This window comes from Geodermatophilus sp. SYSU D00684, assembly GCF_054050455.1.
The window spans coordinates 1-26,411 of the sequence record NZ_JBJGZI010000041.1 but is presented as its reverse complement, the minus strand read 5'-3'; the positions used below and the strand labels follow the sequence as shown (position 1 = coordinate 26,411).

29 protein-coding genes are annotated in these 26,411 nt (G+C 76.0%); 15 read left to right on the top strand and 14 right to left on the bottom strand.

Annotation, left to right across the window (positions count from 1 at the left end):
* Positions 1-6: 6 nt before the first annotated feature.
* Complete coding sequence (locus ACI79L_RS22475; RefSeq protein WP_456938926.1) at positions 7-1,074, top strand: winged helix DNA-binding domain-containing protein; 1,068 nt, start codon at positions 7-9, stop codon at positions 1,072-1,074.
* A gap of 387 nt (positions 1,075-1,461) precedes the next feature.
* The gene (locus ACI79L_RS22470; protein WP_456938925.1) at positions 1,462-2,433 is read left to right on the top strand and encodes an aldo/keto reductase; all 972 of its coding nucleotides are present in this window, start codon (positions 1,462-1,464) and stop codon (positions 2,431-2,433) included.
* Between the two features lie 159 nt (positions 2,434-2,592).
* Here ACI79L_RS22470 and ACI79L_RS22465 read toward each other — a convergent pair whose 3' ends face one another.
* The 4 genes from ACI79L_RS22465 to ACI79L_RS22450 all read right to left on the bottom strand — a co-directional run bounded on the left by ACI79L_RS22465 (position 2,593) and on the right by ACI79L_RS22450 (position 5,731).
* Complete coding sequence (locus tag ACI79L_RS22465) at positions 2,593-3,564, bottom strand: ABC transporter substrate-binding protein (RefSeq protein WP_456938924.1); 972 nt, start codon at positions 3,562-3,564, stop codon at positions 2,593-2,595.
* 79 nt (positions 3,565-3,643) lie between these two features.
* Complete coding sequence (locus tag ACI79L_RS22460) at positions 3,644-4,090, bottom strand: nitroreductase family deazaflavin-dependent oxidoreductase (RefSeq protein WP_456938923.1); 447 nt, start codon at positions 4,088-4,090, stop codon at positions 3,644-3,646.
* A 36-nt stretch (positions 4,091-4,126) separates the two neighbouring features.
* Positions 4,127-5,350 (bottom strand): glutathionylspermidine synthase family protein, encoded by a 1,224-nt coding sequence (locus tag ACI79L_RS22455; RefSeq protein WP_456938922.1) that lies wholly within the window; start codon positions 5,348-5,350, stop codon positions 4,127-4,129.
* On the bottom strand, positions 5,351-5,731 hold the full coding sequence (locus ACI79L_RS22450; protein WP_456938921.1) for a hypothetical protein: 381 nt from the start codon (positions 5,729-5,731) through the stop codon (positions 5,351-5,353).
* Positions 5,732-5,856: 125 nt separating this feature from the next.
* Here ACI79L_RS22450 and ACI79L_RS22445 point away from each other — a divergent pair, with 125 nt between their 5' ends.
* The 3 genes from ACI79L_RS22445 (at position 5,857) to ACI79L_RS22435 (ending at position 8,586) form a co-directional block, all read left to right on the top strand.
* Complete coding sequence (locus ACI79L_RS22445) at positions 5,857-6,702, top strand: formate/nitrite transporter family protein (protein WP_456938920.1); 846 nt, start codon at positions 5,857-5,859, stop codon at positions 6,700-6,702.
* A 158-nt stretch (positions 6,703-6,860) separates the two neighbouring features.
* Positions 6,861-7,784: a KPN_02809 family neutral zinc metallopeptidase gene (gene ypfJ / locus ACI79L_RS22440; protein WP_456938919.1), complete on the top strand. Its 924-nt coding sequence runs from the start codon at positions 6,861-6,863 to the stop codon at positions 7,782-7,784.
* Positions 7,785-7,788: 4 nt separating this feature from the next.
* Positions 7,789-8,586, top strand: coding sequence for an enoyl-CoA hydratase/isomerase family protein (locus tag ACI79L_RS22435; protein WP_456938918.1), 798 nt, complete (start codon positions 7,789-7,791; stop codon positions 8,584-8,586).
* Here the strand turns inward: ACI79L_RS22435 and ACI79L_RS22430 are convergent.
* Positions 8,583-9,425, bottom strand: coding sequence for a siderophore-interacting protein (locus tag ACI79L_RS22430; RefSeq protein WP_456938917.1), 843 nt, complete (start codon positions 9,423-9,425; stop codon positions 8,583-8,585). The two genes, ACI79L_RS22435 and ACI79L_RS22430, sit on opposite strands and share 4 nt — an antisense overlap.
* A gap of 300 nt (positions 9,426-9,725) precedes the next feature.
* On the opposite strand from ACI79L_RS22430, the gene ACI79L_RS22425 reads away from it, so the two are divergent.
* The 5 genes from ACI79L_RS22425 to ACI79L_RS22405 all read left to right on the top strand — a co-directional run bounded on the left by ACI79L_RS22425 (position 9,726) and on the right by ACI79L_RS22405 (position 13,559).
* Entirely contained in the window at positions 9,726-10,580 is an 855-nt protein-coding gene (locus ACI79L_RS22425; RefSeq protein ID WP_456938916.1) for a hypothetical protein, read from the top strand.
* Between the two features lie 2 nt (positions 10,581-10,582).
* Entirely contained in the window at positions 10,583-11,188 is a 606-nt protein-coding gene (locus ACI79L_RS22420; RefSeq protein ID WP_456938915.1) for a phage holin family protein, read from the top strand.
* Between the two features lie 51 nt (positions 11,189-11,239).
* Entirely contained in the window at positions 11,240-11,965 is a 726-nt protein-coding gene (locus ACI79L_RS22415) for a DUF3618 domain-containing protein (RefSeq protein WP_456938914.1), read from the top strand.
* A 124-nt stretch (positions 11,966-12,089) separates the two neighbouring features.
* Positions 12,090-13,265 (top strand): sensor histidine kinase, encoded by a 1,176-nt coding sequence (locus tag ACI79L_RS22410; protein ID WP_456938913.1) that lies wholly within the window; start codon positions 12,090-12,092, stop codon positions 13,263-13,265.
* 72 nt (positions 13,266-13,337) lie between these two features.
* Positions 13,338-13,559 carry a hypothetical protein gene (locus ACI79L_RS22405; RefSeq protein WP_456938912.1) on the top strand — a complete coding sequence of 74 codons (222 nt, stop codon included), beginning with the start codon at positions 13,338-13,340 and terminating at the stop codon, positions 13,557-13,559.
* Here ACI79L_RS22405 and ACI79L_RS22400 read toward each other — a convergent pair.
* The 4 genes from ACI79L_RS22400 to ACI79L_RS22385 all read right to left on the bottom strand — a co-directional run bounded on the left by ACI79L_RS22400 (position 13,541) and on the right by ACI79L_RS22385 (position 16,869).
* Positions 13,541-14,236: a response regulator gene (locus tag ACI79L_RS22400; protein WP_456938911.1), complete on the bottom strand. Its 696-nt coding sequence runs from the start codon at positions 14,234-14,236 to the stop codon at positions 13,541-13,543. The genes ACI79L_RS22405 and ACI79L_RS22400 overlap by 19 nt on opposite strands.
* A 114-nt stretch (positions 14,237-14,350) precedes the next feature.
* Positions 14,351-15,526 carry an acyl-CoA dehydrogenase family protein gene (locus ACI79L_RS22395; RefSeq protein ID WP_456938910.1) on the bottom strand — a complete coding sequence of 392 codons (1,176 nt, stop codon included), beginning with the start codon at positions 15,524-15,526 and terminating at the stop codon, positions 14,351-14,353.
* A gap of 32 nt (positions 15,527-15,558) precedes the next feature.
* On the bottom strand, positions 15,559-16,086 hold the full coding sequence (locus ACI79L_RS22390) for a methyltransferase domain-containing protein (RefSeq protein ID WP_456938909.1): 528 nt from the start codon (positions 16,084-16,086) through the stop codon (positions 15,559-15,561).
* A gap of 9 nt (positions 16,087-16,095) precedes the next feature.
* Entirely contained in the window at positions 16,096-16,869 is a 774-nt protein-coding gene (locus ACI79L_RS22385) for an SDR family NAD(P)-dependent oxidoreductase (RefSeq protein WP_456938908.1), read from the bottom strand.
* Positions 16,870-17,047: 178 nt separating this feature from the next.
* Between ACI79L_RS22385 and ACI79L_RS22380 the strand changes: the two genes are divergently transcribed.
* On the top strand, positions 17,048-17,254 hold the full coding sequence (locus ACI79L_RS22380; protein ID WP_456938907.1) for a hypothetical protein: 207 nt from the start codon (positions 17,048-17,050) through the stop codon (positions 17,252-17,254).
* 1 nt (position 17,255) lies between these two features.
* Here ACI79L_RS22380 and ACI79L_RS22375 read toward each other — a convergent pair whose 3' ends face one another.
* Positions 17,256-18,020 carry a MerR family transcriptional regulator gene (locus ACI79L_RS22375; RefSeq protein ID WP_456938906.1) on the bottom strand — a complete coding sequence of 255 codons (765 nt, stop codon included), beginning with the start codon at positions 18,018-18,020 and terminating at the stop codon, positions 17,256-17,258.
* Positions 18,021-18,091: 71 nt separating this feature from the next.
* Here ACI79L_RS22375 and ACI79L_RS22370 point away from each other — a divergent pair, with 71 nt between their 5' ends.
* The 3 genes from ACI79L_RS22370 to ACI79L_RS22360 are packed head-to-tail and all read left to right on the top strand — an operon-like array spanning position 18,092 to position 21,632.
* Positions 18,092-19,933 (top strand): hypothetical protein, encoded by a 1,842-nt coding sequence (locus ACI79L_RS22370; protein ID WP_456938905.1) that lies wholly within the window; start codon positions 18,092-18,094, stop codon positions 19,931-19,933.
* On the top strand, positions 19,930-20,334 hold the full coding sequence (locus tag ACI79L_RS22365) for a hypothetical protein (protein WP_456938904.1): 405 nt from the start codon (positions 19,930-19,932) through the stop codon (positions 20,332-20,334). The genes ACI79L_RS22370 and ACI79L_RS22365 overlap by 4 nt, the downstream gene beginning before the upstream one ends.
* Complete coding sequence (locus ACI79L_RS22360) at positions 20,331-21,632, top strand: hypothetical protein (RefSeq protein WP_456938903.1); 1,302 nt, start codon at positions 20,331-20,333, stop codon at positions 21,630-21,632. The genes ACI79L_RS22365 and ACI79L_RS22360 overlap by 4 nt, the downstream gene beginning before the upstream one ends.
* Positions 21,633-21,643: 11 nt before the next feature.
* Here ACI79L_RS22360 and ACI79L_RS22355 read toward each other — a convergent pair whose 3' ends face one another.
* Entirely contained in the window at positions 21,644-23,194 is a 1,551-nt protein-coding gene (locus ACI79L_RS22355; RefSeq protein ID WP_456938902.1) for a phospholipase D-like domain-containing protein, read from the bottom strand.
* Positions 23,195-23,324: 130 nt separating this feature from the next.
* On the opposite strand from ACI79L_RS22355, the gene ACI79L_RS22350 reads away from it, so the two are divergent.
* Positions 23,325-23,642 (top strand): hypothetical protein, encoded by a 318-nt coding sequence (locus tag ACI79L_RS22350; protein ID WP_456938901.1) that lies wholly within the window; start codon positions 23,325-23,327, stop codon positions 23,640-23,642.
* A gap of 23 nt (positions 23,643-23,665) precedes the next feature.
* Here ACI79L_RS22350 and ACI79L_RS22345 read toward each other — a convergent pair whose 3' ends face one another.
* The 3 genes from ACI79L_RS22345 to ACI79L_RS22335 form a co-directional block, all read right to left on the bottom strand.
* Positions 23,666-24,937 carry a PP2C family protein-serine/threonine phosphatase gene (locus tag ACI79L_RS22345; RefSeq protein WP_456938900.1) on the bottom strand — a complete coding sequence of 424 codons (1,272 nt, stop codon included), beginning with the start codon at positions 24,935-24,937 and terminating at the stop codon, positions 23,666-23,668.
* Positions 24,938-25,023: 86 nt separating this feature from the next.
* A complete protein-coding gene (locus tag ACI79L_RS22340; protein WP_456938899.1) occupies positions 25,024-25,203 on the bottom strand; it encodes a hypothetical protein in 180 nt (59 codons plus the stop codon).
* Between the two features lie 459 nt (positions 25,204-25,662).
* The gene (locus tag ACI79L_RS22335) at positions 25,663-26,337 is read right to left on the bottom strand and encodes a DUF1345 domain-containing protein (RefSeq protein WP_456938898.1); all 675 of its coding nucleotides are present in this window, start codon (positions 26,335-26,337) and stop codon (positions 25,663-25,665) included.
* Positions 26,338-26,411: the final 74 nt, after the last annotated feature.

The following is a 26,411-nucleotide window of genomic DNA, read 5'->3' as shown; positions in this document are numbered from 1 at the left end:
CCCGGCATGACGACGGTGACGCCCCGCGAGGTCGCGCTGCTGCGCCTGGTGGCCCAGCGGGTGGCCGGGCCGCCGTTCCCCGACGCCGCGGCGGCGGTGCGGGCGCTCGGCGCGGTGCAGGGCCAGGACCTGCCCGGCGCGCTGACGTCGGTGGCGCTGCGCACCGCCGGCCGCTCCCGCGCGGGGGTCACCGCGGCCCTCGACGCCGGCGACGTCGTCCGCTCCTGGCCGATGCGCGGGACGCTGCACCTGGTCGCCGCCGACGACCTGCCCTGGATGCTCGATCTGCTCGGCGGGCGGGTGCTGGCCGGCGCGGCGAAGCGGCGGGCGGTGGTCGGGCTCACCGAGGACGACCTCAAGCGGTCGCGGGAGGTCGCCGTCGCCGCGCTGACCGGCGGGCGGCGGCTGGGCCGGGCCGCGCTGCTGGCCGCCCTCACCGACGCCGGGTGCGACGTCGCGGCCCAGAAGGGCTACCACACGCTCTGGTACCTCTCCCAGACCGGGACGCTGGTCCTCGGCCCTCCCGACGACGGCGACCAGGCGTTCGTGCTGCTCGACGAGTGGGTGCCCGCGCCGCGCCGCCTGGACCGCGAGGAGGCGCTGGCCGAGCTCGCGCTGCGGTTCTTCACCGGGCACGGGCCGGCCACGGTCGCGGACCTGGTCCGCTGGGCGGGCACGACGGTCCGCGACGCCCGCGCGGGCCTGGCGCCGGTGCGGGACCGGCTGGCCGCGGTCGACGTCGGCGGCACCGAGATGTACCTCGACCCGGAGACCCCGGAGCGGCTGGCCGCCTGCCGCGCCGACGCCGAGGGGCTGCACCTGCTGCCCGGCTTCGACGAGGTCGTCCTCGGCTACGCCGACCGCACCGGCACGGTGCCGCCGGAGTTCGCCGACCGCATCGTGCCCGGCGGGAACGGGGTGTTCCGGTCCACCGTCGTCTGCGGCGGGCAGGTGGTGGGCACCTGGCGGTGGACCGGGAGGGGCGCGAAACGGGTCGCCACCGCCGAGCCGTTCACCGCCTTCCCCGATGGCGTCGCCGAGCGCGTGCCGGAGCTCGCCGCCGCCCTCCCCTGACGCCGGGGGACGCCGGCGTTCTCGGTCGACGCGTGCTCCGCACACGCACGGCCCTGCAGCACCGGCAGTGCAGCAGGGATGCCGGCGACGAGACGCTCCTGCGGTCCTGTGGACGCTCTTGCGGGGTTGCACCACCGCAGGAGCGGGGGCGGCGCCGCGGAAGTCGGTCGGGACGCCGGTCCCGGAGCCCGTCTCGAGCAGCTGGAGCTCCGCAGGACCTCAGGAGCGCGGAGAACACCCCGGGAGCCGTGCCCCGACCGCAGTGCGGGCTCTCCTCGTCCGTTGCCCGCGCTGCGGCACCGGCAGTGCACGGGGAACCCGGGCAGTGCGCGGCCGGGAGGCGACGGCGGGGCCGCGGGGGAAGGCTGGGCGCATGGGGACGACGGCATGAAGTACGTGCGCCTGGGCGCCACCGGCCTGGAGGTCTCGCGGATCTGCCTCGGGATGATGAGCTTCGGCGAGCCCGACCGCGGGATGACGCCGTGGAGCCTGCCCGAGGACGAGGCGATGCCGCTGATCCGGAAGGCGCTGGAGGCCGGCGTCACCTTCCTCGACACCGCCAACGTCTACTCGGCCGGCTCCAGCGAGGAGATCACCGGGAAGGCGATCCGCGAGTTCACCACCCGCGACGACGTCGTCCTGGCCACCAAGGTGCACGGCCGGATGCGGCCGGGCCCCAACGGCGGCGGGCTGTCCCGGGTCGCGATCCTGCGCGAGCTCGAGGCGAGCCTGCGCCGGCTGCAGGTGGACCACGTCGACCTGTACCAGATCCACCGCTGGGACCCGGCCACACCGGTCGAGGAGACGCTCGAGGCGCTGGACTCGTGCGTGCGCAGCGGCAAGGTCCGCTACCTGGGCGCGAGCAGCATGTGGGCCTGGCAGTTCGGCAAGGCGCTGCACCTGGCCGGCGAGCGCGGCTGGCACCGGTTCGTGTCGATGCAGGACCACTACAACCTGCTCAACCGCGAGGAGGAGCGGGAGATGCTCCCGCTGTGCGCCGACCAGGGCGTCGGCGTCATCCCGTGGAGCCCGCTGGCCCGCGGCCGGCTGACCCGCGACTGGGACGAGACGACGCACCGCTCGGAGAACGACGCGTTCGGCGGCCGCCTCTACGACGAGGCCAGTGACCGCGCGATCGTCGAGCGGGTGGCCGAGGTGGCCCGCGAGCGCGGCGTCCCGCGGGCGCAGGTGGCGCTGGCCTGGCTGCTGTCCAAGCCGGTGGTCACCGCGCCGATCGTCGGCGTCACGAGGGCCGCGCACCTCGACGACGCCGTCGCCGCCGTCGACCTGCGGCTCACCGACGAGGAGGTCGCCCGCCTGGAGGAGCCGTACCGCCCGCACGCCGTCGTCGGCTTCTGAGCCCGAACACCCCGAGCACGGCGACGGCGACCGGGTGGGCGGGCCGCACCTCGGGCAGCAGCGCGACGACGAGGCCCAGCTTCACCGGGCCGTGCAGGGTCAGGTGGACGACGGCGAAGGTCGGGTCGGCGCCGACCTCGGCCGCCGGCTCGCCGCGCCCTAGCCCGCCAGCCGGGGCGCGAGCTCCTCGAGGTCGTCGAGCACCAGCCCGGCACCGAGCGGGCCCAGGCCGAGGAACCAGCGGTCGTCGTCCACCGCGACCGCCCGGCCCTCCGCGACCGCGGGGATCGACTGCCACAGCGGCCCGGCGGTGACCTGGTCGGCCGCCGTCGCGCCGTCGGCCCCGTACGCGCCGTGGAACAGCAGGTCTCCGTCGGCCTGGGTCACCTGCTCGGGCGAGACCTCGACGAAGGTCTCCGCCGTCCGCTGCAGCTCCGGCCGGGCGAAGCCGACCTCGGCCAGCACCGCCCCGATGAAGGAGCCCTCGCCGTAGAGCCGCACCGTCGTGCCGTCGAGGAAGCGCGCGACGCTGACCTCGGTCTGCCCCGGGTCGCCGTAGCGGCCGCCGACCTCCTCGGCCCGCGCGGCGAACCCGTCGAGCAGGTCCTGCGCCTGCTCCTCGCGGCCGAGCGCCTCGCCGGCGAGCAGCAGGTTCTCCTGCCAGCTCTCCCCGATGGCCTCGGCGAACACGGTGGGGGCGATCTGCGCGAGCTGGTCGTAGACGTCGGCGTGCCGCACGGCGTTGGACAGGATCAGGTCCGGCTGCAGCGCCGCGATCGCCTCGAGGTCGGGCTCGGCGATCGTGCCGACGGCGGCGATGTCGGCGGGGTCGACGCCGGCCTCCGCCACGAACCCGGGCAGCTCGTCGCTGACGTCGGTGCGGACCGCGCCCACCGGGGTCACGCCGAGGGCGAGGGTGGCGTCGAGCTCACCGGTGTCGAGGACGACGACCCGCTCCGGGGTGCCGGCCACCTCCGTCTCCCCCATCGCGTGCTCGACCGTGCGCGTCTCCTCCGCGGGCGCCGCCTCGGCCACGGGGCCGGTGTCCCCGCACCCGGTCAGCAGCGCCGCCGCCAGCAGCCCGCCCGCCGTCGTCCCGGCGACCCGCCGGCCCGTCCGTCCCCAGAGCACCGTTGCCCCCCTCCCGGCGCCGGACCACCCGGCGCCGGGAGACAACTTAGGACAGCCTTCCCTCAGTCGAGCGGGCGGGTCAGCCCTTCCGCTCGACCAGGAAGACGGGGATGACCCGGTCGGTCTTCTGCTGGTACTCGGCGTAGGGCGGGTAGGCGGCCACCGCGCGCTCCCACCACTCGGCCCTCTCCTCGGCGGTGATCTCGCGCGCGACGCCGTCCCAGGGCTCCGGGCCGTCCTGCACGGTCACCTGGTCGGGGTGCTTGCGCAGGTTGGCCACCCACGCCGGGTCCTTCGGCGCCCCGCCCTGGGAGCCGACCATCGCGTAGACGCCGTCCTCCTCCACCCGCATGAGCGGCTGCTTGCGGACCTTCCCGGTCGTCGCCCCGCGGGTCGTGAAGATGACGACGGGCAGGCCGGTGTCGAGCAGCGTGTTGGCCTCGCGCCCGCCGGTCGCCTCGTAGCGCTCCACCTGGTCGCGGACCCACTGCTGCGGACTCGGCTCGTACTCACCCTCGAGCGGCATGCCCCGACCGTAGGTCGACCCGGCGGGTCCTGCCGCTCAGCGGGCGTCGACGGTGTGCGGGACGAAGAAGCTCAGGTTGTCGGTGATCAGCCCGTCGCTCTCGCGGATGCCCAGGCCCGCGGGCTCGCCGTCGACCACCCAGGCACCGAGGACGGGGTGGTGCGGCCCGTCGACGCCGGCGAAGTCCGGCAGCGGCGCGAACTCCTGGACGACGAACCCCTCGGTGCCGTAGCGGCCGGGCATCGCGGTGACCACCTGCCCGCCGCGGACGACCTGCACGTTGGCGCCCTCGCGGCCCCACAGCGGCTTGCGCACGTAGTCCCGCCACGACGAGGGCATCTCGTCGGCGAAGTAGGCCGGCAGCAGGTACTGCCCGAGCACCGGGTCGCTGCCGAACAGCTGCCACAGCACCGGCAGCAGCGCCTTGGTGCTCCACAGCATCTTGTAGACCGGCTCGACCCAGGTGGTGCCGCCCGGGCGAGCGGCGTCGGCGAGGACGGCCGCGCCGAACTCGTCGTCGACCAGCCACTCCCAGGGGTAGAGCTTGAAGACGACGTCGAGGTGGCGGCCGGCGGGGTCGTAGAAGCGGCCGTCGCCGGAGTCCAGCGCGATGTCCTCCACCAGGACCTCGACCGCCTCGTAGCCGGCCTGGACGACGGTGTCCATGAGGTAGGCGACGGTCATCCGGTCCTCGCCGGAGGTCTCCGCGCTGGTCCACGCCAGGTGCACCCGCGGCCGCACCCCGGTGCGCCGCTCCCAGCGGGTCAGGTTGCGCTGCCAGGCGGCGACCAGCCGCTCGTGCAGCGCGTTCCACTGGTCGCGGCCCTGCCCGGTGAACAGGTGCCAGTTCCACTGGGTCACCGCCGCCTCGACCAGGCCGGTCGGGGTGTCGGCGTTGAACTCAAGCAGCTTGGGCGGGCCCTCGCCGTCGTAGCGCAGGTCGAAGCGGCCGTAGATGCTGGGCGGCTCGGCCTCCCAGGAGGCGCGGATGCCGGAGCGGGCGATCAGCGGGATGCCCATCCGGTCGAACAGGTCGTGCTCGATGACGTGGTCGCCGGCGGCGACGCACATCTCGAACAGCTGGGCGACGGCCCCCTCGAGCCGCTCGACCTCCGCGGCGGTGAAGTCGTAGTACGGGCCCTCCCGCCAGTAGCTGCGGACCTCGCCGCCCGGCGTCGTCGTGCGGTTGTAGACCAGCCCCTGCGCCTCGACCTCGGCCTCCCAGCCGGGCCGGACGACGCCTCCCTCGACGCGCCGCACTCAGGAGCCCGAGCCGCCGCCGACGCCCGAGCCGATGCCGCCGGTCACCCGCTGGCCGGCGGACACCTTGCCGGTGGCGGGCAGCCCGTAGCGCTGGCGGGCCGCGGTGTCGGTGGGGTTGACGCGGGTGCCGCCGGCCGGCAGCACCGTGCCGACCGGCAGGCCCGGGCGGAAGGCGCCCAGGTACAGGAAGAACAGACCGCCGCCCCCGCGGTAGTCGTCGTCGCAGTAGTCCTCGTCGACGATCTCGCCGTCCTCGTTCGTGCAGTAGGCGACCTGCTCCTGCTCGTCCTCGGACCCGCAGCCGGCGAGGAAGCCGGTGGCCGCGGTGGCCAGCACCGTGGTGGTCAGGGCGCTGCGCACCCGGTTGCCGAACGCCATGGGCTCCTCCCCGTGTGATCGTCGGCCCGACCCTAGGCCCGACCTGCGGCGTCGGCGTCCCCGGGCGGCGCGGACGGTGCTGTTCCACTAGCGTCCCGGGACGACCCGCCGTCCCGGGAGGCGCGATGACCGCGAAGGAACCCGCCGAGATCGCGAAGGTCGCCGCCGCGACCGGCGCCAAGAAGGTGCACCGCACCTGGGACCGGGTGCTGGTGAGCGCCTTCCTCGCCGGCGCCTACATCTCCTTCGGTGCGCTGGTGGCGATCACCGTCTCCTCGGGCCTGTCCAGCGAGACGTGGGGCACGCTGCCCACGCTGTTCATGGGCGCGGCGTTCACCCTCGGCCTGGTGCTGGTGCTGATCGCCGGCTCCGACCTCGCCACCGGCAACATGATGCTGGTCCCGCTGAGCGCGATGAACGGCAAGATCACCGGCGCCGACGTCCTCCGGAACCTGACGCTGGTGCTCCTCGGCAACCTGCTGGGCGCACTGTTCGTCGCCTACTTCCTCGCCGTCTCCACCGGGGTGATCGGCGACCCGGACAGCACCGGCAGCGCGCAGCTGACCTTCGCCCGGCTCGCGGAGATCGCCGACGGCAAGACCCACCACACCGCGTGGGAGACGTTCCTGCGGGGCGTCGGGTGCAACTGGCTGGTCTGCCTGGCGGTGTGGATGTCGCTGGCGTCCTCGAGCGTCTCGGGCAAGATCCTGGCGGTCTTCTTCCCCGTCATGGCGTTCGTGGCGATGGGCTTCGACCACGTCGTCGCCAACATGTTCTTCCTGCCGGCGGCGGTGTTCGCCGGCGTCGAGGGCGCGAGCTGGGGCGACACCGCGACCAACTGGCTGCTGGCCGGCGCGGGCAACCTGGTCGGCGCGGTGCTCTTCGTCGGGACGTCGTACTGGTACCTGTTCCTGCGCGAGGACCGCGACGCCGCCCCGCGCACCGGCGCCGAGCCCGCCGAGCGCGCCTGACCCGCGCCGCCCGGCCGCGATCACGGCGCCGGAACCACGGTCCGGCGTCCCGGGGCGGTCACGGCGCCGTGATCGCGGACGGGTGAGGCTCCGGTCGCGGAGTGCGGTGGCCGGTGGCACGGTCGGACGACGGCCAGGCACCGGGAGGACTGCACAGGATGAGGTACAGGGAGGGCGGCGACCTCGACACGTCGTCGATCCAGGACCGGCGCGGACGCGGCGGGGGCCTGGGCGGGGGCCGGGGGCTCGCGGTCGGCGGCGGCGGGATCGGCCTCGTCGGGCTCCTGGTGATCGTGCTGTTCCAGGTCCTCGGCGGCGGCGGGGGCAGCGCCGGGGCCGGGCTGGGCGCGCTGTCCGGCGGCCTCGGCGAGGGCGAGACGGCCGACAACAGCGCCCTCGAGCAGTCCTGCGACGACAGCGGCGACGCCAACACCTCCGTCGAGTGCGCCGTCGTCGCCGACGTCGACTCCATCCAGGACTACTGGTCGCAGGCGCTCGGCGCGGACTACGTCCCCACCGACACCGTGTTCTTCTCCGGCCAGGTGCAGACGCAGTGCGGCGGTGCCACCAGCGGGTCGGGGCCGTTCTACTGCCCGGCCGACCAGCTCGTGTACATCGACCTGACCTTCTTCGACACCCTGCGCAGCCAGTTCGGCGCCGAGGGCGGCGCCTTCCCCAACGCCTACGTGCTCGCCCACGAGTACGGCCACCACGTGCAGAACCTGCTCGGCGCCAACCGGCAGGTGACCCCGGGCGAGACCGGCCCGACCAGCGGCACCGTGCGGCTGGAGCTGCAGGCCGACTGCTACGCCGGCGTGTGGGCCAACCACGCCGAGACGGTGCCCGACGAGTCCGGCGCACCGCTGATCGCCGAGATCACCCAGGACGACGTCGACCGGGCCCTGGACACCGCCGGCCGCATCGGCGACGACTTCATCCAGGAGAACCTCGGCGGGGGCACCGTGGACCAGGACACCTTCACCCACGGCTCCTCCGAGCAGCGCCGGCGCTGGTTCCTCACCGGGTACGAGACCGGCGACCCGCGGCAGTGCGACACCTTCGCGACGGACGACCTGGGCTGAGCGCGTGACCTCGAGCGACCCCGCCGACCACCTGCGGGTCGGCCGCGACGGCGCCGTCGCCGTCCTGACCATCGACCGCGCGGACAAGCGCAACGCGCTCACCGCCGGCATGTGGGCCGCGCTCCCCCGCGTGCTGGCCGGGCTGGCCGAGGACCCGTCGGTGCGGGTGCTCGTGCTCACCGGCGCCGGGACGAGCTTCTGCGCCGGCGCCGACATCTCCGACCTGCTCGGCGGGCCGGACACCGACGACCCCATGGCGCACCTGCGCCGCGACAACCTCGCCGCGCAGGCGGCGCTGCGGGACTTCCCGCGGCCGACGATCGCGATGATCCGCGGCCACTGCATCGGCGGCGGCGTCGAGCTGGCCACCTGCTGCGACCTGCGGTTCACCGACCCGACCGGCGTGTTCGGGGTCACCCCGGCGAAGGTCGGCATCGTCTACACGCCGACGTCGACCCGGCAGCTCATGGAGCTCGTGGGCCCGGCGACGACCCGCTACCTCCTGTACTCCGGGGAGCTCATCGACGCCGAGTCCGCGCTGCGCACCGGCCTGGTCGACCGGCTGCTGCCCGCCGGCGACCTGGCCGGCGAGGTGCGCCGGTTCGCCGGGGTGCTGGCCGAGCGGTCGGCGCTCACCCAGCGCGCGGCCAAGGAGGTCACCGCCGCGCTGGCCGGGGGCGGCGACGGCGAGGAGGTGGCCCGCCGCTGGTACCGGGAGACCATCGCCGCCGGCGAGCTCGCCGAGGGCGTGGCCGCCTTCACCGAGCGGCGCACCCCGCGCTTCCCCTGGACCCCCGGCTAGGCGACGCCGAGGCCCTGCTCCTCCGCCTCGACGGCGGCGTTCCACTCGCGCTTCTCGGCCTGCCAGCGGTCCTCGGTGCTGCCGACCCGCCAGTAGCCGGACACCGACAGCCGCTCGCGCGGGGCGCCGAGCCCGGTGCGCACGAACCGGCGCAGCTCGCGGACGGCGCCGGCCTCGCCGTGCACGAACACGTGCACGTCCCCCTCGGGCAGGTCCGCCGCGACGACGGCCGCGACCAGCGCGACGCCGGGGGCCGCGCCGCGGTGCACCCAGGTCACCCGCACGCCCGGGCCGGTGGCGAGGTCCTGCTCCTCCTCGGGCCCGGCCACCTCGACGAACACCTCCGCCCGGGCACCCGCCGGCAGCGCCTCCAGCGCGGCGGCGATCGCCGGCAGCGCGGTCTCGTCGCCGGCCATGAGGTGCCAGGCGGCGTCGGCGGCCGGGCTGTAGGCGCCGCCGGGGCCGAACAGCTGCAGCGTGTCGCCGGGGCGGGCGGCCCGGGCCCAGGGGCCGGCCACGCCCTGGTCGCCGTGGACGACGAAGTCGACGGTCAGCTCGCCGGCCGCGGCGTCCCAGGAGCGGACCGTGTAGGTGCGCGTGGCGGGCCACTGCTCGCGCGGCAGGCGGGCCTGCACGTCGTCGAGGTCGAACGGGGCCGCGTAGGGCGCACCGGCCGGCGGGAAGAGCAGCTTGACGTAGGAGTCGGTGTGCTCGGGCGCGAAGCCGGCCAGCCCCTCCCCGCCGAGGACGACGCGGACGACGTGCGGCGTCACGCGGCTGGTGCGCACGACGGTGCCCGTACGGGGCGTCCGCCTGCGGCGCGGGGGCTGGTCGGCCATGAGCTCTCCTCGGATCAGGGAAGGCTCACCTTACCTGCGTCCCCCGGGAGCCCCGCCGCCGTTTCGGACCCGCGCGTCCGGGTAGCCCGTGGCCTGCGGGAACGGCGACGCCGCCGGGCACGGACGTCCGGTCCGGCCGGCTCCCCGACCGCACTTCCCCACGGTCCACCGGGCCGGCGCCACTGGTCGCCGGCCCCGCTCCACCCGCATCCGCCCCGGCGACGGCCGTCGCCGGGATGTGTGTGAGTGATCCATTTCTGGGTAGCGCCAGCCTCGACCGAGATCCACTCAGGAGGAACGATGACCCACTCCATCGACGCCCCCCTCCCGCCGCCGCCCTCCTCGGGCGCCAGCGGCTACGGGGAGACGAGTACGACCTCGACCACGACCTCGGGTTCGCCGTCGACCACCGACGTCGCGAAGGACGAGGCCCGCAACGTCGGCCAGACCGCGAAGCAGGCCGGCTCCCAGGTCGCCTCGACCGCCGCGGACGAGGCCAGGAACGTCGTCGCCGAGACCAAGCAGCAGGCGCAGAGCCTGGTCGAGCAGGGCCGCACCCAGGCCCGCCAGCAGGTCGTGTCGCAGCAGCAGAAGGCCGGCCAGAGCCTGTCGAGCCTGGCCGAGCAGCTGCGCGGCATGGTCGACGGCAACGCCCCGGCCCCCGGCCCCGCCCGCGACCTGATCCAGCAGGGCGCCGGCAAGGTCCAGCAGTTCGCGGAGATGCTGCAGAACCGCGAGCCGGCCGACCTGCTCGAGGAGGTCCGCTCCTTCGCCCGCCGTCGGCCCGGCACCTTCCTGCTCGGCGCCGCCGTCGCCGGCGTCCTCGCCGGGCGGCTGACCAGCGGCGTCAAGGCCGCGCACAGCAACGGCTCCTCGTCCGGCCAGCAGCAGTTCGCCTCGACGCCGTCGTCCTACACCACCGGCAACTACGTCGACCCGGCCCGGACCTACTCGGGCTACGAGTCGACCACCGGCTACGGGACGACCGGCGGCTACGAGACGACGACGGGCTCCTACGGCGAGCACGCCGCCACCCCCGGCACCCCGGTGCCGCCCCCGCCGTACGGCACGGTGCCGCCGGCCGGCAGCGTGGTGCCGCCGTCGGCGCCCGCCGGGTGGGACGACCCGACCCGCCGCCCGGGCCAGGGGGTCTGACCATGAGCTCCCCCTACTCCGGCGCCACGCCGGTGGGCGGCCAGCAGGGCTACCCCCCGGAGCCGCCGCAGTCGAACTACGCCGTGACCCCCGGCTACGAGCAGGGCTACACCGACCAGCAGGGCTACGCGGACCAGCAGGAGTACGCCGGCCAGCAGGAGTACCCGACCCAGTCCTACGGGGCGCACGCCGGTGAGCGCGGCACCCCGATGACCGAGGCCGGCCGGCCCGAGGTCTCCGGCACCTCCGTCGGTGAGCTCATCAGCGAGGTCACCACCGACCTCTCGGTGCTCATGCGCCAGGAGCTCGAGCTGGCCAAGGCCGAGCTCAAGGTCGAGGCCAAGAAGGCCGGGCAGGGCGCGGGCATGTTCGGCGCCGCGGGCTTCGCCGGCTACATGACGGTGCTGTTCCTCTCCTTCGCCCTGTGGTGGGCGCTGGAGAACGTGATGGACGCCGGCCTGGCCGCACTGATCGTGGCGGTCCTCTGGGGCGTCATCGGGGCCGTCGCCTACGCCATGGGACGCAAGAAGTTCCGGCAGGTGAACCCGAAGCCCGAACGGACCGTGGACACCCTCCAGCAGGTCCCCGGCGCCCTCAAGCCCCACTGACCCTCGGCCCGCGACCCGACCGGTCAGGCCACCACACCCCCTGGAGCAGACATGACCAGCAGCAGTGACCCGGACGTCATCCGGCGGCAGATCGAGGAGACGCGTCGCGAGCTGAGCTACGACGTCGACGCCCTCAACGAGAAGGTCAACCCCGCCCGCGTCATCGACCGGCGGATGTCCTCGGCGAAGGGCCGCTTCGCCAACGTCAAGGACAAGGTCATGGGCTCGGCCCACGACACCCGGTCCTCGGCGCGCGGCACCGCGCAGGACGCCCGCGGCATGGCGCAGCACGCCGTCGGCTCGGTGCAGGGCGCGGCCTCCAACGCGGCCGGCACCGTGCAGGGCGCGGCGTCGAGCGCGGCCGGCACCGTCCAGGACGCCGCCTCCCAGGCGGCGCACGCCGTCCAGCAGGCCCCCGACGCGGTGGTCCGCCAGACGCAGGGCAACCCCCTCGCGGCCGGGCTGATCGCCTTCGGTGTCGGCTGGCTGGTGTCGAGCCTGCTGCCCGCAACCGAGAAGGAGCGGCAGCTGGCCGAGCAGGCCGAGAGCGCGGTCCGCGAGCACAAGGACGAGCTGCTCGCCCCGGCCAAGCAGGCGGCGCAGGAGGTCGGCGAGCAGCTCAAGCCGGCCGCCCAGCAGGCCGTCGAGGAGGTCAAGTCGACGGCGCAGGACGCGGCGCAGAACGTCAAGCAGGAGGGCCAGTCGGCCGCGCAGGACGTGCAGGGCCAGGCCCAGCAGTCCCGCGAGTCCGTGCAGAGCCAGGCCTCGTCGAGCTGATCCTCGCACCACCGCAGCGCCCCGCCGTGTCCTCCCCGGCGGGGCGCTGTCGCGTCTCCCCTCGCCGGGTGACCCGGGCCGGCCCCGGCTGCAGCCGCGCCCGGCGGGCGCCGACGCTGCCGGTGTGACGGACGCCGAGGTCGCGGAGCTGCGCGCGCAGGTCGCCGCGCTGCGGGCCGAGCGGGCCACGCTGACCGCGCTGGTCGACGCCCGCGGCGAGGAGCTCGCCGTCGCCGCCCGCATGCTGCGCGCCCGCGCCGCCACGATGACCAGCGTGGTCGACGCGATCACCCAGCAGTCGGTCGTCGGCACCGACCGCGACGGCGTCGTCCGCGTCTGGAACCCCGGCGCGGAGCGGCTGCTCGGGCTCCCCCGCGCCGACGTCGTCCGCCGGCGCCGGATCACCGACTTCCACGACCCGGCGGAGCTCGCCGGCCGCGGCCTGGACGCGCTGGTGTCGGTCGCCGCCGACCGCGGCAGCGACGTCCGCGACTGGACCTGCGTGGCCGCCGACGGCACCCGGCGCACCGTCTCGGTGGCCGTCACGCCGCGCGCCGACGACGACGGCGGCCCCGCCGGCTGGACCTTCGTCGGGACCGACATGACCGAGGTGCGCGCGGCCGAGCGGCTCAAGGACCAGTTCGTCGCCCTGGTCAGCCACGAGCTGCGCACCCCGCTGTCGTCGGTGCTCGGCTACCTGGAACTGGTGCTCGACGACCCGATGCTGGGCGCCGGCCCCCGCCGCCACCTGGCCACCGTGCAGCGCAACGCCTCCCGCCTCGAGCGGCTGGTGGGAGACCTGCTGTTCACCGCGCAGGTGGAGGCCGGCCGGTTCGCGCTCACCCCGGGCGAGGTCGACCTGGCCGCGCTCCTGCGGGCCGCCGGGGAGTCGGCGCAGGTCACCGCGGACACCGCCGGGGTGACGCTGGCGGTGACCGCGCCCGCAGCCGGGCCGGTCGTGCCCGGCGACGCGCTGCGGCTGGGCCAGGCGGTCGACAACCTGCTGTCCAACGCCGTGAAGTTCACCCCCCGCGGCGGGCGGGTGGAACTCGGGCTGGGCACGGCCGGCGGCGAGGTGTGCATCGAGGTCCGCGACACCGGCGTCGGCATCCCCGGCGCGGAGCGGGCGGGCCTGGGCACCCGCTTCACCCGCGCCACCACCGCCGTGCGGGCCGGCGTGCCGGGCGTGGGGCTCGGCCTCTCGATCACGCACGCCATCGCGGCGGCGCACGGCGGGCGGCTGGAGCTCGCGAGCACCGAGGGCCGCGGCACCACCGCGACGCTGGTCCTGCCGCGCTGAGCACACCGGTCCCGCGGAGATCGTGCCGGGGTCCTGCGGACCGGCCACGGGGCCGGTGGCAGGCTCCCCGGCGTGAGCACGCAGGACGCCGACCCGGTACAGCGGGCCCCGGAGCCGGGCAGCGAGCTGCCGGCCCGGCTGCTGGCCTTCCTCGCCCACCCCGCCGCGGCGCCCTCCGCCCCGCAGCCCCCCGCGGCCGACCCGGTCCTGGTGCGGCGGCTGCGCGCGCGGGCCACCTGCTGCGCCGGCACCCGGGTGCCCGAGCCCCGGCGGGGTCAGGCCACCAGCCGGTAGCCCACCCCGCGGACGGTGCGGATCTGCGCCGCCCGCAGCCCGGCGGCGGTCAGCTTGCGGCGCAGGTTCGACATGTGCGCCTCCACCAGGCGCAGGCTGCCGGCCCAGTCGGTGCGCCACACCTCGCGCAGCAGCGTCTCGCGCTGCAGCACCCGGCCCGGCCGCGAGGCGAGCGCGGCCAGCAGGTCGAACTCGGTGCGGGTCAGGTCGACCACGACGCCGTCGACCCGCACCTCGCGGGTGTCCTCGTCGACCTCGAGGTCGGCCAGCCGGACGACGGCGTCGTCGGGCTCCGGCACGGCGACGACGGTGCGCGGGCGGCGCAGCATCGCCTGCACCCGCGCGACCAGCTCCCGCGGGGAGAACGGCTTGGCCATGTAGCCGTCGGCGCCGACGGCGAGGCCGACGAGCAGGTCGACCTCCTCGGCGCGGGCGGTGAGCATGAGGACGTAGCAGCCGCTCTCGGCGCGCAGCTGCCGGCACACCTCGGTGCCGTCGCCGTCGGGCAGGCCGAGGTCGAGCACGACGAGGTCGGGCACCGACCGGCGCACCTCCGCCAGGCACTCCGCGGCCGAGCCGACGGCGCGGACGTCGAGCCCGGCCCGCTCCAGCACCGTGACCACCAGCTCGCGGATCTCCTCGGTGTCCTCGACGACGAGCACCGACTGCGCGCCCACCGCACCTCCCCGGCCCGCGGGCGGCGGTCCCGCCCGTCTCCTGGAGGGCATCGGCGCCCCGCGCCGCGGGGTGCAGCCGGGCGCGGGCGGCCTCCCCCTCGCGAGGGGCCCCTCTCAGACGAAGGCGCTCAGCCCGGTCAGCGCCCGCCCGACGATCAGGCTGTTGATCTCCCGCGTGCCCTCGTAGGAGTAGAGGGCCTCGGCGTCGGCGAAGTACCGCACGACGTCGTTCTCCAGCAGGATCCCGTTGCCGCCGAACAGCTCGCGGGCCAGGGCCACCGTCTCGCGGGCGCGGCCGGTGACGAACGCCTTGGCCAGCGCCGCCTGCTCGTCCTTGAACACGCCCTCCTCCTGCAGCTGCGACACCCGCACCGCCATGCCCAGGCTCGCGGTCACGTTGCCGGCCATCCGGGCGAGCAGGTCCTGGATCAGCTGGAAGCCCCCGATCGGGCGGCCGAACTGCTCGCGCTCCCTGGCGTAGGCGACCGCCGCCTCGAAGGCGCCCATCTGGCAGCCGACCGCCGACCACGCGACGCCGCCGCGGGTCAGCTTGAGCACCCGGTTGACGTCCGTGAAGGAGTTGCCGTGCTCGAGCTTGTTCTCGGCGGGCACGCGGCAGCCGTCGAAGACGATGTCGGCGTTCTGCACGGTGCGCAGGGCGTACTTGCCCTCCATCTTCGTGGGCGTGAACCCGGGGGTGCCCTTCTCCACGACGAAGGTCTTCACCGCGTCGTCGGCGACGTCGCGGGCGAACACCACGACGACGTCGGCGATGGTGCCGTTGCCGATCCACCGCTTGGCGCCGTCGATGACCCACCCGTCGCCGTCGCGGCGGGCGGTGGTCTCCAGCCCGCGGGCGACGTCGGAGCCGCCGTGCGGCTCGGTGAGCGCGAACGCGCCGATCTTCTCCAGCGCGACCATGTCCGGCACCCACCGCGCGCGCTGCTCGTCGGAGCCCAGCTGCACGATCGAGCCCATCGACAGGCCGTTGTGCACGCCGAGGAACGTGGCCATCGACGGGTCGACCCGCGCGGCCTCCAGCGCGATGAACCCGGTGAACAGCCGCGAGGCGCGCGGCCGGTGCTCCAGGTCGTAGCTGCGCCCGACCATGCCCTCCTCGGCGAAGCGCGGCACCAGGTCCATCGGGAACTCCGACGCCGCCCAGGCGTCGTTGACCCGCGGCTTGACCTCCTCGGCCAGGAAGCGCCGGATGCCCGCCAGCTCCTTGCGCTCGTCGTCGTCCAGCAGCGTCTCGTAGCCGTAGAGGTCGCCGGGCAGCTCGTCGGTCATCGCAGGTCCTCCGGTCGGTGGGTGCCCCTTCCCTACCCCGGACGGCGCAGCTCGATCGCGGCCGTCGGGAACGGGACCGTGGCCGCCTCCGCCGTCGCGGTCGCCGCGAACCCGCGCTCCCCCGCCGGCCCGGCCACGGCGGCCCGCACCCGGTCCCGGTCGTCCGGGCGCATCACCGACAAGCCGAGGACCACACGCCCGCCCGGGTCCAGCACCCGCGCGACGACGTCCCACTCCGGCGCCGGGGGCGTCCAGAACGCGCGGACGTCGACGGCGACGACGGCGTCGAAGCGCTCGCCGGCGAGGTCGGCGTCGAGCAGCGGCGCGGCGACCACCCGCACCCGGCCGGCGTCGACCGCCTCCCGGTTGCGGCGGGCGGCCGCGGCGGCCATCCGCGCCGACCGGTCCACCGCGACCACCCGCCCGCCGCCGACCGCGGCCGCGAGCTCCGTGACCAGCACACCGGCGCCGCAGCCGACCTCCAGCACCCGCTCCCCCGGCGCGGCCGCGACCACGCCGGCGACGAACGCCAGCCGGTCGGAGGCGGCGCGGGCGGTCACCCGTGCACCTCAGACGTGGGCCTGGCCGGTGGAGGCGCTGGTGCCGCCGTCGACGGCCAGCACCGCGCCGGTGACGTACCGGGCGCCCTCGGAGGCGAGAAACAGCACCGACGGCGCGATGTCCTCGGGCTCCCCCGGGCGGCCCAGCGCGATGCGGTTGCGGAAGGGCGCCAACGACGCGTCGTCACGGGGGGCGTCGGCGTTGAGCTCGGTGAACGTGAAGGCCGGCGCGACGGCGTTGAGCCGGACGCCGCGCGGGCCCCAGTCCAGCGCCAGCGACCGCACGAAGTTGGTCACCGCGGCCTTCGTGGCGTTGTAGCCGGCCTGCCCCCAGTCCCCGCGCAGCCCGGACACCGAGGAGACGGCGACCAGGTTGCCGCCGGACTCCGCCAGGCGCGGCAGCGCGGCCTTGGCGAGGTGGAAGAACGCGTCGACGTTGGTGGCGCGCATCCGCTCCCACGCGTCGTCGGCGAGGTCGGTGACCTCCCCGCTCTCGTAGCCGGCGGCGTTGCTGACCACCACGTCGAGCCGGCCGAACCGGTCGACGACGTCGGTGACCAGCCGCCGCACCTGGGCCGGGTCGGAGACGTCCGCGGGCAGCGCCGCCCCGCGCCCGGCGGGCACGCCCTGGAGGGCGGACTCCAGCCGCTCCCGCCGGCGGCCGGTGATCGCGACGGTGGCGCCGGCGTCGAGGAAGGCCCGGGTGATCGCCAGGCCGATGCCGGTCCCGCCGCCGGTGACGAGGACGACGGAGCCGGTGAAGTCGAAGGTGGTGGTGGCCATGCCCCGCGCCCTACCCGGCATCGGATGCCGGGAACGAGACCTCGACGACGCCGGCCCCACCCGGTCCTGCGTTCCCGTGGCGATCGGACCCTGACGGCCACGAGACCGCAGGTCTCGACGACCGCGGACCCTCGACGCCGGTTTGACACCGTGACATCGATCGGTGTCACATGAGGGCGTGTCCGGCACGAGCGTCCTGGCGACCGACGGGTTGAGCCTCATCGCCACCGCCGGGTTCTTCGTGCCGGCGGCGGTCCTCGTCGCGGTGGTCGTCGCCGCGGTGGTGCGCGACCGGCGGCTGGCCGCCCGCGAGCGCGACGGGCTCGACGGCTCGCACGAGCGCATCGACGAGCCGTCGGCCGGGCGCGACCGGCCGTCCCCCTAGCTCACTCCTCGGCGAGCGCGCCGAGCTCGGCCTCGACCGCGGCGCCGACCGCGGCGGCCATCTCCGTGCGGAAGCTCGCCAGCAGCGCCTGCGCGGCGGCCGGCTGCAGCCGGTCGACCACGGCCCGCACCCGGTCGAGCTGGTCCGGCGGCGAGCCCTCCGCGAACAGCGCGCGCCACCCGGTCTCGACGAACATGCCGACGTAGGTGGCCGCGATCTCCCGCACCAGCTCGATCACCCGGGCCTGGGCGGCGATGAGCGCCGACGGCGGCACGCCGAGCTGGACGACCTGCAGGCCCGCGGTCAGCAGCGGCGGGTCGTTGACCCGCAGCCGGCCGTCGTCGAGCCGCTCGACCAGGCCCAGCCGGACCATCTCGTCGACGGTGGCCGGGTCCACCGGCACGCCCGCCCGGGCGGCGAGCTCCTCGGCGGTCGTCTCCTCCGGCTCCGGCGGCAGCCAGGGCGCGAGCAGGGCGCGGTGCAGCGCGAGGGCGGCCGAGCCGCCGACGGCGGGGGCGGTCGCCAGGGTCCGCTCGATGACGGCGAGCGAGTAGCCCTCGGCGAGCATCTCGCGCACCAGCAGCAGCCGGGCGACGTGCTCGGGCCCGTAGTAGCCGGTGCGCCCCACCAGCCGGGGCGGGGGCAGCAGCCCGCGGGCCGCGTACGCCCGCACGTTGCGCACGGTGATGCCCACCCGCGCGGCGAGCTCGTCGACCGTCAGCTCCCGCTCGCGGTCGCCCTCGGCAGCCCGTTCCTCAGCCTCCATCAGGACCCGATCGTAACGGTATGGCGATGTGCCACTTTGCGATGTGACGTCGATCGGTGTTCTATAGCCGGGTGACGTCCCTGGGACCCGTGCTGCTCGCCGTGGAGGACCGTCCCGCCGGCGGTGCCGCGCTCGGCGAGGTCGTGCTCGCCTCCGCCATCGGGTTCGCCCTCACCGCCGCCCTGCTCGGCCTGGTGTGGGCGCACCGCACCCGCCGGACCACGGTGCTCGCCCGCGCCGGGGACGCCCTCGGCCGGGCCACCCACGTCCCCGGCTGGGTCGCCCTCCCGACCGTGCTGACGACGGCGTCGCTGCTGGTCGCGCTGCTCGGGATGATGTGGGACATCGCGCTGCACATCGGCGTCGGCCGCGACGAGGGCCCGCTGGCCAACCCGGCGCACTACCTGATCCTGTTCGGTCTGTTCGGGGTCTTCGCCGGCGGCGTGCTGGCCTGCGCCATGCCGCTGGACGAGCGCCCGGGCCCGGCCGCCGTCCGGTTCGTCCGCGGCTGGGACGTGCCCGTCGGCGGCGTGCTGCTCACCGCGGCGGGCTTCTACGCCCTGCTCGGCTTCCCCCTCGACGACGTCTGGCACCGCCTGTTCGGCCAGGACGTCACGCTGTGGGGCCCCACCCACCTCATGCTCATCGGCGGCGCCGGCCTGTCGATCGTCGGGCTGCTGGTGCTGGAGATGGAGGGCCACGGCGACCGGGGGCACGGCGGCCGGGAGGTGGGCGACCGCGCCCGTTTCGTGCGCCAGGCCTCGGCCATGGGCGGCCTGCTGCTGGGCCTGTCGGTGTTCCAGGGCGAGTTCGACTTCGACGTCCCCCAGTTCCGCCTGGTGCTCGAGCCGTTCATGATCGCCGGCGCCGCGGGGGCCGCGCTGGTCGCCGCCCGGCTCTGGATGGGCCGCGGCGGGGCGCTGGCCGCCGCCGGGTTCTTCCTCGTCGTCCGCGGCACGATCGCGGTCGTCGTCGGGCCGGTCCTCGGCGAGATCACGCCGCAGTTCCCGCTCTACCTCGGCTCCGCGCTGCTGGTCGAGCTGCTCGCGCTGGCCTGGCCGCTCGCCCGCCGCCCGCTCGGCTTCGGCGCGGTCGCCGGCGTGCTGGTCGGCACGGCCGGCACGGCGGTCGAGGGGCTCTGGACCCGGGTCACCCAGGTGCTCGAGTGGAACGGCGACGTCCTGGTCGAGGGCGCCCTCATGGCCGTCGTCGGCGGGGTCGCGGGCGGGCTGCTCGGCGCCCTGCTCGCGCTCGGCCTGCGCCGCCGGCTGCCCCGCCCCGCCGTGGCGCGCGGCGTGCTCGTCCTCAGCCTGCTGGCCCTCGCCGGCGGCGTGGCCAACGGCCTGGTCGCGACCGTGCCCGACGACCTCGAGGCCACCCTCGCGATCGAGGACGTCACCACCGACCCGCGGACGGCGGACGTCACCGTGCGGCTGGACCCCGCCGACGCCCTCGACGACCCGGCGTGGGTGCAGATCACCGCGTGGCAGGGCCAGGGGCTGGTCGTCACCGACCTCGAGCGCACCGGGCCGGGCGAGTACCGGACCACCGAGCCGGTGCCGGTGCACGACGACTGGAAGACGATGCTGCGCATCCACGACGGCCGCGTGCTCACCGCGGTGCCGGTCTACCTGCCCGAGGACCCGGCCATCCCGGCCGAGGAGATCGCCGCCACCGACGGGGTCACCCGCGCGGCCATCCCCGAGGTCGACCTGCTGCAGCGGGAGCTGAAGGACTCCGGCGGCGGGCTGTGGACCGCGGCCAACCTCGTCGTCCTCGCCTGCACCATCGCGATCGTCGCGGCGATCTCGTGGGGCGTCGGCCGCTACGCGCGCCGCGGCAGCGCCGGCGAGCGGTTCCCCGACCGGCCGGTGGACCGCCCGGCCACGGCGCCGAGCGGAGCCGGCCGGTGACCCGCCGCCTGGCCCTGGCCGCTCTCGCGGTCGTGGCGCTGAGCGGGTGCGCCGGGACCGCGCCGTCCGCCGCGGGCGCGCCGTCGGGGACCCCGGCCCCCTCCCCGGAGGCGTCGACGGCCGCCCCCACCACCCCCGCCGGCCGCGCGCTCGCGGTGGAGGTCGCCGGCGGGCGGGTCACCGGCGACACCGGCCGGGTCCCGGTCCCCCTCGGGGAGCGGGTGACCCTCACCGTGACCGGCGACGTCGCCGACCAGGTGCACGTGCACGGCTACGACCGGACGGCCGAGCTCGCCCCCGGCGCGCCCGCGACGGTGGAGTTCCCCGCCGACGTCCCCGGGGTCTTCGAGGTGGAGCTGCACGGGACGGGCAGGGTGCTGCTGTCGCTGCAGGTCGGGTGACCGTCCTCGCCCACGGCGTGGGGTCGCGCACCGACCTGCCGCTCCCCCTGGGTCTCGCGCTCTACGGCGCCGGCGCGGCGGTCCTGGTCAGCTTCACCGTCCTGCTGCTGTTCTGGCGCCGGCCGAGGCTCGGCGACGCCGCCTCCGGGCGGCCGCTGCCGGCCCGGGTGCAGCGCGCCGCGGACAGCGTGCCGCTGCGCCGGGGCCTGCAGGCCGTCGCGCTCGCCGTCGCCGTCCTGGTGCTGGCGGTGGCGCTGGCCGGCCCGGACGACACGGCGGACAACCTCGCGCCCTGGGTCCTCTACGTGACCTTCTGGGTCGGGCTGGTGCCGGCGAGCCTGCTGCTCGGGCCGGTGTGGCGGGTGCTCAACCCGCTGCGGCTGCTCGCCCGCGGCCTGCGGGCGCTCACCGGGCCGCCGCGCGGCGCCGACCGGCTGCCGGCCCTGGGACTGTGGCCGGCGGCCGGCTCGCTGCTGGCCTTCGTCTGGCTGGAGCTGGTGTACCCGGGCCGGTCGGAGCCGGTCACGGTCGCGGTCTTCCTCGTCGCGTACGCGGTCGTTCACCTGGCCGCGGCGGCCTGGTTCGGCGAGGGGTGGTTCGCCCGCGGCGACGGCTTCGAGGTGTACTCGGCCGTCCTGGGCCGGCTGTCGGTGGTCGGCCGGCGCGACGACGGCGTGGTCGTCGTCCGCTCGCCGCTGACCAACGCGATGGCCGGCCCGGACAGCCGGGGGCTGGCCGCCGTCGTGGTGGTGCTGCTCGGCTCCACCGGCTTCGACGGGCTGTCGCGCACCGCGTGGTGGCAGACCGGACCGGGAGCGGCGGACGACACGCTGTCCGGCACCGCCGGGCTGGCCGCCTGCACCGCGCTGGTCGCGGTCCTCTACCTGCTCGGCACCCGGCTCTCGGGCCGCCTCGGCCGCCTCCCGCTGGGCCCGCAGCCCCGGCTGTACGCGGCGTCGGTGGTGCCGATCGCGGTCGGCTACACGGTGGCGCACTACTTCTCGCTGCTCGCCCTCGACGGGCAGACGACGTGGATCCTCGCCAGCGACCCGTTCGGCACCGGCGCCGACCTGTTCGGGACGGCGGCGAACGTGGTGGACCTGCGCGCGGTGAGTCCGGACCTCATCGCCTGGGTGCAGGTCGGCGCGGTCGTGCTCGGCCACGTCGTCGGCGTGCTGCTGGCCCACGAGAAGGCGCTGCGGGTGGCGCCGCGGGCCCCGGCGTCGGACCAGCTGCCGCTGGTCCTGGTGATGGTGCTGTTCACCGTCGCGGGCCTGGGCCTGCTCTTCGGGTTCTGACCCGCTCGCCCTCAGCCCCGCTGGCGGCGCCGGCGGCCCGCGAAGGCCCGCCGCACCCGGCGCCAGCGGTTCGGGGTGTGCTCGGCGTCGAGCAGCTCGGTCTCGGCGAGCAGCCGCTCCACCGGGTCGAGGTCCGGCGCCTCGAACGCCACCAGCGAGCGCCCGGTCGGGCGCATCAGCGCGTCGACGGCGCGCACCAGCGACCCGCCGTGCTCCTCCACCGCGGCCGCGACCTCCTCCGGCGCGACCCCGAGGTGCTCGCCGAGCAGGCGGTGGCGCATGCCCAGGACCGCCGCGGCCAGCTCGTCGCGGCGCGGGTCGCCGGTGCGGGCCTCGATCGACAGGTCGCACTCGGTGTCCAGGCCCATCGAGCGGTTGTTGAGGTTGGCCGAGCCGATCCGCAGCAGCCGGTCGTCGAGGCAGGTCACCTTGGCGTGCACGTAGATCGGCCGGCGCTCCTCGGTGACCGGCACGAGCAGCCGGAACCGGTCGTACCGGTCGGCGCGGGACACCAGGTCGAACAGCTTGACCCGGGCGGTGTCCATGGCCTTGCTCTCCAGCCAGCCGTCGGCCGACCGCGGCAGGACGACGACGAACTCCGGCCCGTCGGGCTCCTGCAGCCGCTCGGCGATCGCCTCGGCGACCCGGCGGTTGGCGAAGTACTGCGTCTCGACGTAGACGGTGCGCCGGGCGGCCGCGACCACGGCCAGCCACAGCAGCTCGATCTCGTGCACCAGCTCGGCGCCGCCGTACTCGGGGCGGGTGCGCGAGACCGCGACGTCGACGTCCGTGAGGAAGGTCTCGACCCCCTCGGGCCAGCAGGTCTCGACGTCGGTCACCGGCTCCAGGTGCTCCCCGGTGCCGCTCTCCCAGCGCTCGCGGGCGAGGTCGCCGATCGCCCGGGCGGCCGGGCCGGACACCAGGCTGGTGACGTCGTGCCAGGGGCCGCGCAGCCGGGTCGTGTGCGGCCGGTGCCGCAGCGGGTGGCGGTCGCGGTGCTCGGAGGTGTCCCAGCGGTCGGCGGTGACGTCGATGCCGCCGGCGAAGGCCAGGCAGTCGTCGATGACGACGATCTTCTGGTGGTGCGCGCCGCCGAGCGGGTGGTGCGTGTCGACGGTGAACCGCAGCCGGTCGGGGGTGCGCCGGTCGAGCAGCACGATCGGGGCCATGCGGCGGGTCAGCGCCACCACCATGCCGAGGTCCCACTGCAGGACGCCGATCTCCAGCCGCGGGTTGGCGCGGACGGCGTGCTCGAGCACGCGGCCCAGGCGGTCGTCGCGGGCGCGGCCGGGCGTGCGCGGGTCCATCCGGATGCGCGGGTCGAAGTCCCAGCCGATGAACAGCACCCGCCGCTCGGCGCGCAGCACCGCACGCTTGAGGGTGGCGAAGTAGTCGGCGGCGTCGACGAAGACGGCGTGCCGGTCGGCGCGCTCGATCCGCCAGCAGGTCTCCCCCGGGACGAGCAGCGTGTCGTCGGACGGGGTGGGGACCGGAGCGGTCCGGGGGGCCGGGAGGGAGGGGATGCGTGCGGTCGTCCCGGCGGAGTCGGCGCTCTCGATCACCCCGGCAGTCTGCCGACCTGCGCAAGCAGCCGCGCCGGGCCGTCCCCCGTCGGGGTGGGGTCCCGGTCCCCGCCGTCGTCCCGGGGCACGGGGGTGTCGCGGCGCGCGCCTGTGCGTCACGCTGTCGGCCATGGCGTCCCGGCAGGACGGCGGAGCACCGCCCGCCGGCGCGGCGGACCGGACCCGGCACCTCGCCCGGCGGGCGGAGGCCGGGCGGCGCCGCGCCGCGGACCTCCTGCTCCGGCGGGAGGAGCTGGCCGACGCGCTCGCCCGGACCTCCCGCAGCATCGCCGAGACCGAGACGCGGCTCGCCGCGACCCTCGACCAGCTCGCCGAGACCCGCCCGGAGGACGGCGAGCGCCTCCGCCGCGAGGCCCGCGACGCCCGCGAGTTCGCGTCGCGGGAGCGCGACCGGGCCGCCGGGCGCGGGGCGGACCGGCCCTTCTGACCCCCGGGGGTCCGCGCCCGCGGTCAGGCGTCCGGGCGGTGGGGGGACCGCGCGGACGAGGCGCGGCCGGCGTCGGCGCCGTGCGCGCTGTCCCGGCGGCGCGGGGGACCTCCGTACCAGTCCAGGCAGACCACGGTGGCGTCGTCGCGGAGGTCGCCGCCGGTCGCGCGCAGGACCGCGGCCCCCAGCTCCTGGACGACCTGCCGGGGGTGGAGGTCCGCGGTGTCGCGGAGGGCCGCCGCGACGTCGAGGACGGCGGCGTTGCGCTCCTGCATCCCGTCGGTGAGGAGGACGACCCGGTCCCCCGGTGTCAGCCGGAACTGCTGGGGCCGGAACGACGCGCGGGGCACGACACCGAACGGCGGCTCGACGTCCAGGCCGATCTCCTGCACCCGGCGGGCGCGCAGCCGCAGCGGCAGCGGGTGACCGGCGTTCACCACCATGGCCGTACCGGACGACAGGTGCACGCGCAGGAGCTGTCCGGTGACGAACTGCCCGGGCGCGGCGCTGTCGGCGACGGCGTCGTTGGCGTAGCGGGCCTGCCCGGCGAGGTCCAGGCCCTTCCGGCGGGCGTTGCGCAGGGCCCCGACCAGCAGCGTGGCCAGCAGGGCGGCCTCGACCTCGTGACCGACGGCGTCGGTGATGGACACGTGCAGCGAGTCCTGGTTGAGCGTGTAGTCGAAGGTGTCCCCGCCCACCGAGGCGGCCGGCTCGAGCCAGCCGGCGAGGGTGAACTGCCCGGCCTCGCAGGTGTAGGACGCCGGGAGCAGCCGGCGCTGGATCTCCGCGGCCAGGGAGAAGGGAGTGGTGCGCTGCCCCCACTCGAACACGTCGGTGTACCGGCGGGCGGCGACGACGACGTAGGCCAGGGCGTGCGCGGCGGCGGCGACGTCGGCGACCACCGCCGGGTCCGCGGGCACCGGGAGGACCAGCTCCAGCAGCCCGATCGCGTCCCCCCGGTCGCTGACCGGGGCGATCACCCGGGCCCCGTCGTCGAGCGGGCGCACGTCGGCCTCCTGGGTCCACAGCACCCGCTCGTACACGGTGCCCGACAGCGGCAGGGTCTCCGCGTGCGCGCCCGCCTGCGACCGCCCGCCCTCGGCGCGGGCGATCCCCGTGGTGAGACGGACGACCGCGCGGCCGCTGAAGTCGGCGATCAGGAAGGTCAGGTCCCGCGCCCCGAGCATCTCCGCGAGCGCCTCCGCCGCGGCCCGCAGGGCCTCGATCGGCGCCGTCCCCTCGACCCGGTCGAGCAGGACGCCGACGTCCAGGCCGGAGACCGGTGGCATCGCCATGACCCGACCCTAGGGAGAGGTCACCGGCCGCGGTGCGGCGGACGACAGCGGGAGGCCTGCCTCGCACGACGAGGCCCTGACCCGCGTCACCGCGGACCCCGCCCCGGTCGAGGGGTGGAGCCGAGGGGACCCGGACCTCCGTCCCCGCCGTGCCGGACGAGGCGCACCGCCAGCCAGCCGACCGCGGTCAGCACGGAGCCGGCCGCCAGGGCGCCGAGGCCGACGACCACGACCCCCGCGGCGACGAGGGCGACGAACTCGGTCATCGGTCCTCCGGGCGGACGACGGCGCTGGACCGCTGCGGACGCCCTCAGCATGCACCCCGCCGGGCCCTCGGTCCTCCGGTCACGGACGGGATCTCCGGCGGAGGACCACGCCGGCGGCGACGGCCCCGGCCACCGCCGGCACGGCGAGGAGGACGACGGTGCCGATCCCGCCGTCGTCGGCGACCTCCGCCTCCCCGCGTCCGGGGTGCCGGCGTCCGTCGGCGGAGCCGGACCGTCGGTGGGCGCCGGCGCCGGACTCCGGGTGGGGGTCGCTCGACCTGCCGGTCCGCCCCGCGGCGAACACGGGGGCACGGGGGCGAACACCACCGACGGCAACCACGCCGAGCACGTCCGTGCCGGGCGACAGGTCCACCTCCACGGCCCCGGGAGGTGCGCTCGCCGTGGCCGGCTGGGCGAGGGCGCAGCACCGTGGACACCGCGTCGGCCGTCCCCCCGGCGCTATCCCTGCTGCCCCAGGTTGGTCACCAGGTTCACCGCCACGGCGATCACCACGGTGCCGAACAGGTAGGACAGCAGAGCGTGCCCGAGGGCGACCTTGCGGATCGACGTGTCCTCGACCTGGGTGTCCGGCATCGCGAAGCTCATCCCGACGGTGAACGCGACGTAGGCGAAGTCGCTGTAGGCAGGCGGCTCCCGCTGGCCGAAGTCGATGCCGCCGTCGCCACCGGCGTAGTAGTGGCGCGCGAACTTGAGGGCGAAGACCGTGTTGACCAGCGCCCACGACAGGATCACCACCAGGACGCCGAGCACCACGGTGGCGACGCCGACGACACCCCCGGAGCTGGACCGGACGAGGCCCTCGACGACGGCGGCGAGGCTGGCCACCGCCGCACCCAGCACGGCCGTGTCCGTGACCCGGGTCTGCCCCTCCTGCTCGGCCAGGCGTTTGGTCCCCTCCGCGTCGCGCGGCCAGCTGATCCGCCACACCCAGAACAGCAGGCCGCCGGCGGCCACGGCCCAGCCGACGAGGACCGCGAGGTCGGGGACACCGGCGACCGTGGTCAGTCCGCCCGCGACGAGGCCGCCGCCGAGGCAGATCAGCAGGCGGCGCCACGACAGGATCGTCGGCCGGGGGCCCGCCTCCACCGCCGTCGTGCGGGGTGCGGCGCTCACCGCGTCGCCCCGCACCGGGCCGGCGGGGGCCCGGCGCCGGCCCACCGTACGGCCCGGCGCCGGGCCGTACGGTG

Coding starts and splice junctions, on each gene's coding strand:
- ACI79L_RS22450 (WP_456938921.1), bottom strand. CDS start 5,731: ATGGCGTTCGGCAACCGGGTGCGCAGCGCCCTGACCACCACGGTGCTG.
- ACI79L_RS22430 (WP_456938917.1), bottom strand. CDS start 9,425: ATGGCCGACCAGCCCCCGCGCCGCAGGCGGACGCCCCGTACGGGCACC.
- ACI79L_RS22420 (WP_456938915.1), top strand. CDS start 10,583: ATGAGCTCCCCCTACTCCGGCGCCACGCCGGTGGGCGGCCAGCAGGGC.
- ACI79L_RS22425 (WP_456938916.1), top strand. CDS start 9,726: ATGACCCACTCCATCGACGCCCCCCTCCCGCCGCCGCCCTCCTCGGGC.
- ACI79L_RS22445 (WP_456938920.1), top strand. CDS start 5,857: ATGACCGCGAAGGAACCCGCCGAGATCGCGAAGGTCGCCGCCGCGACC.
- ACI79L_RS22475 (WP_456938926.1), top strand. CDS start 7: ATGACGACGGTGACGCCCCGCGAGGTCGCGCTGCTGCGCCTGGTGGCC.
- ACI79L_RS22415 (WP_456938914.1), top strand. CDS start 11,240: ATGACCAGCAGCAGTGACCCGGACGTCATCCGGCGGCAGATCGAGGAG.
- ACI79L_RS22460 (WP_456938923.1), bottom strand. CDS start 4,090: ATGCCGCTCGAGGGTGAGTACGAGCCGAGTCCGCAGCAGTGGGTCCGC.
- ACI79L_RS22375 (WP_456938906.1), bottom strand. CDS start 18,020: ATGGAGGCTGAGGAACGGGCTGCCGAGGGCGACCGCGAGCGGGAGCTG.
- ACI79L_RS22345 (WP_456938900.1), bottom strand. CDS start 24,937: ATGGCGATGCCACCGGTCTCCGGCCTGGACGTCGGCGTCCTGCTCGAC.
- ACI79L_RS22385 (WP_456938908.1), bottom strand. CDS start 16,869: ATGGCCACCACCACCTTCGACTTCACCGGCTCCGTCGTCCTCGTCACC.
- ACI79L_RS22340 (WP_456938899.1), bottom strand. CDS start 25,203: ATGACCGAGTTCGTCGCCCTCGTCGCCGCGGGGGTCGTGGTCGTCGGC.
- ACI79L_RS22395 (WP_456938910.1), bottom strand. CDS start 15,526: ATGACCGACGAGCTGCCCGGCGACCTCTACGGCTACGAGACGCTGCTG.
- ypfJ (WP_456938919.1), top strand. CDS start 6,861: ATGAGGTACAGGGAGGGCGGCGACCTCGACACGTCGTCGATCCAGGAC.
- ACI79L_RS22350 (WP_456938901.1), top strand. CDS start 23,325: ATGGCGTCCCGGCAGGACGGCGGAGCACCGCCCGCCGGCGCGGCGGAC.
- ACI79L_RS22470 (WP_456938925.1), top strand. CDS start 1,462: ATGAAGTACGTGCGCCTGGGCGCCACCGGCCTGGAGGTCTCGCGGATC.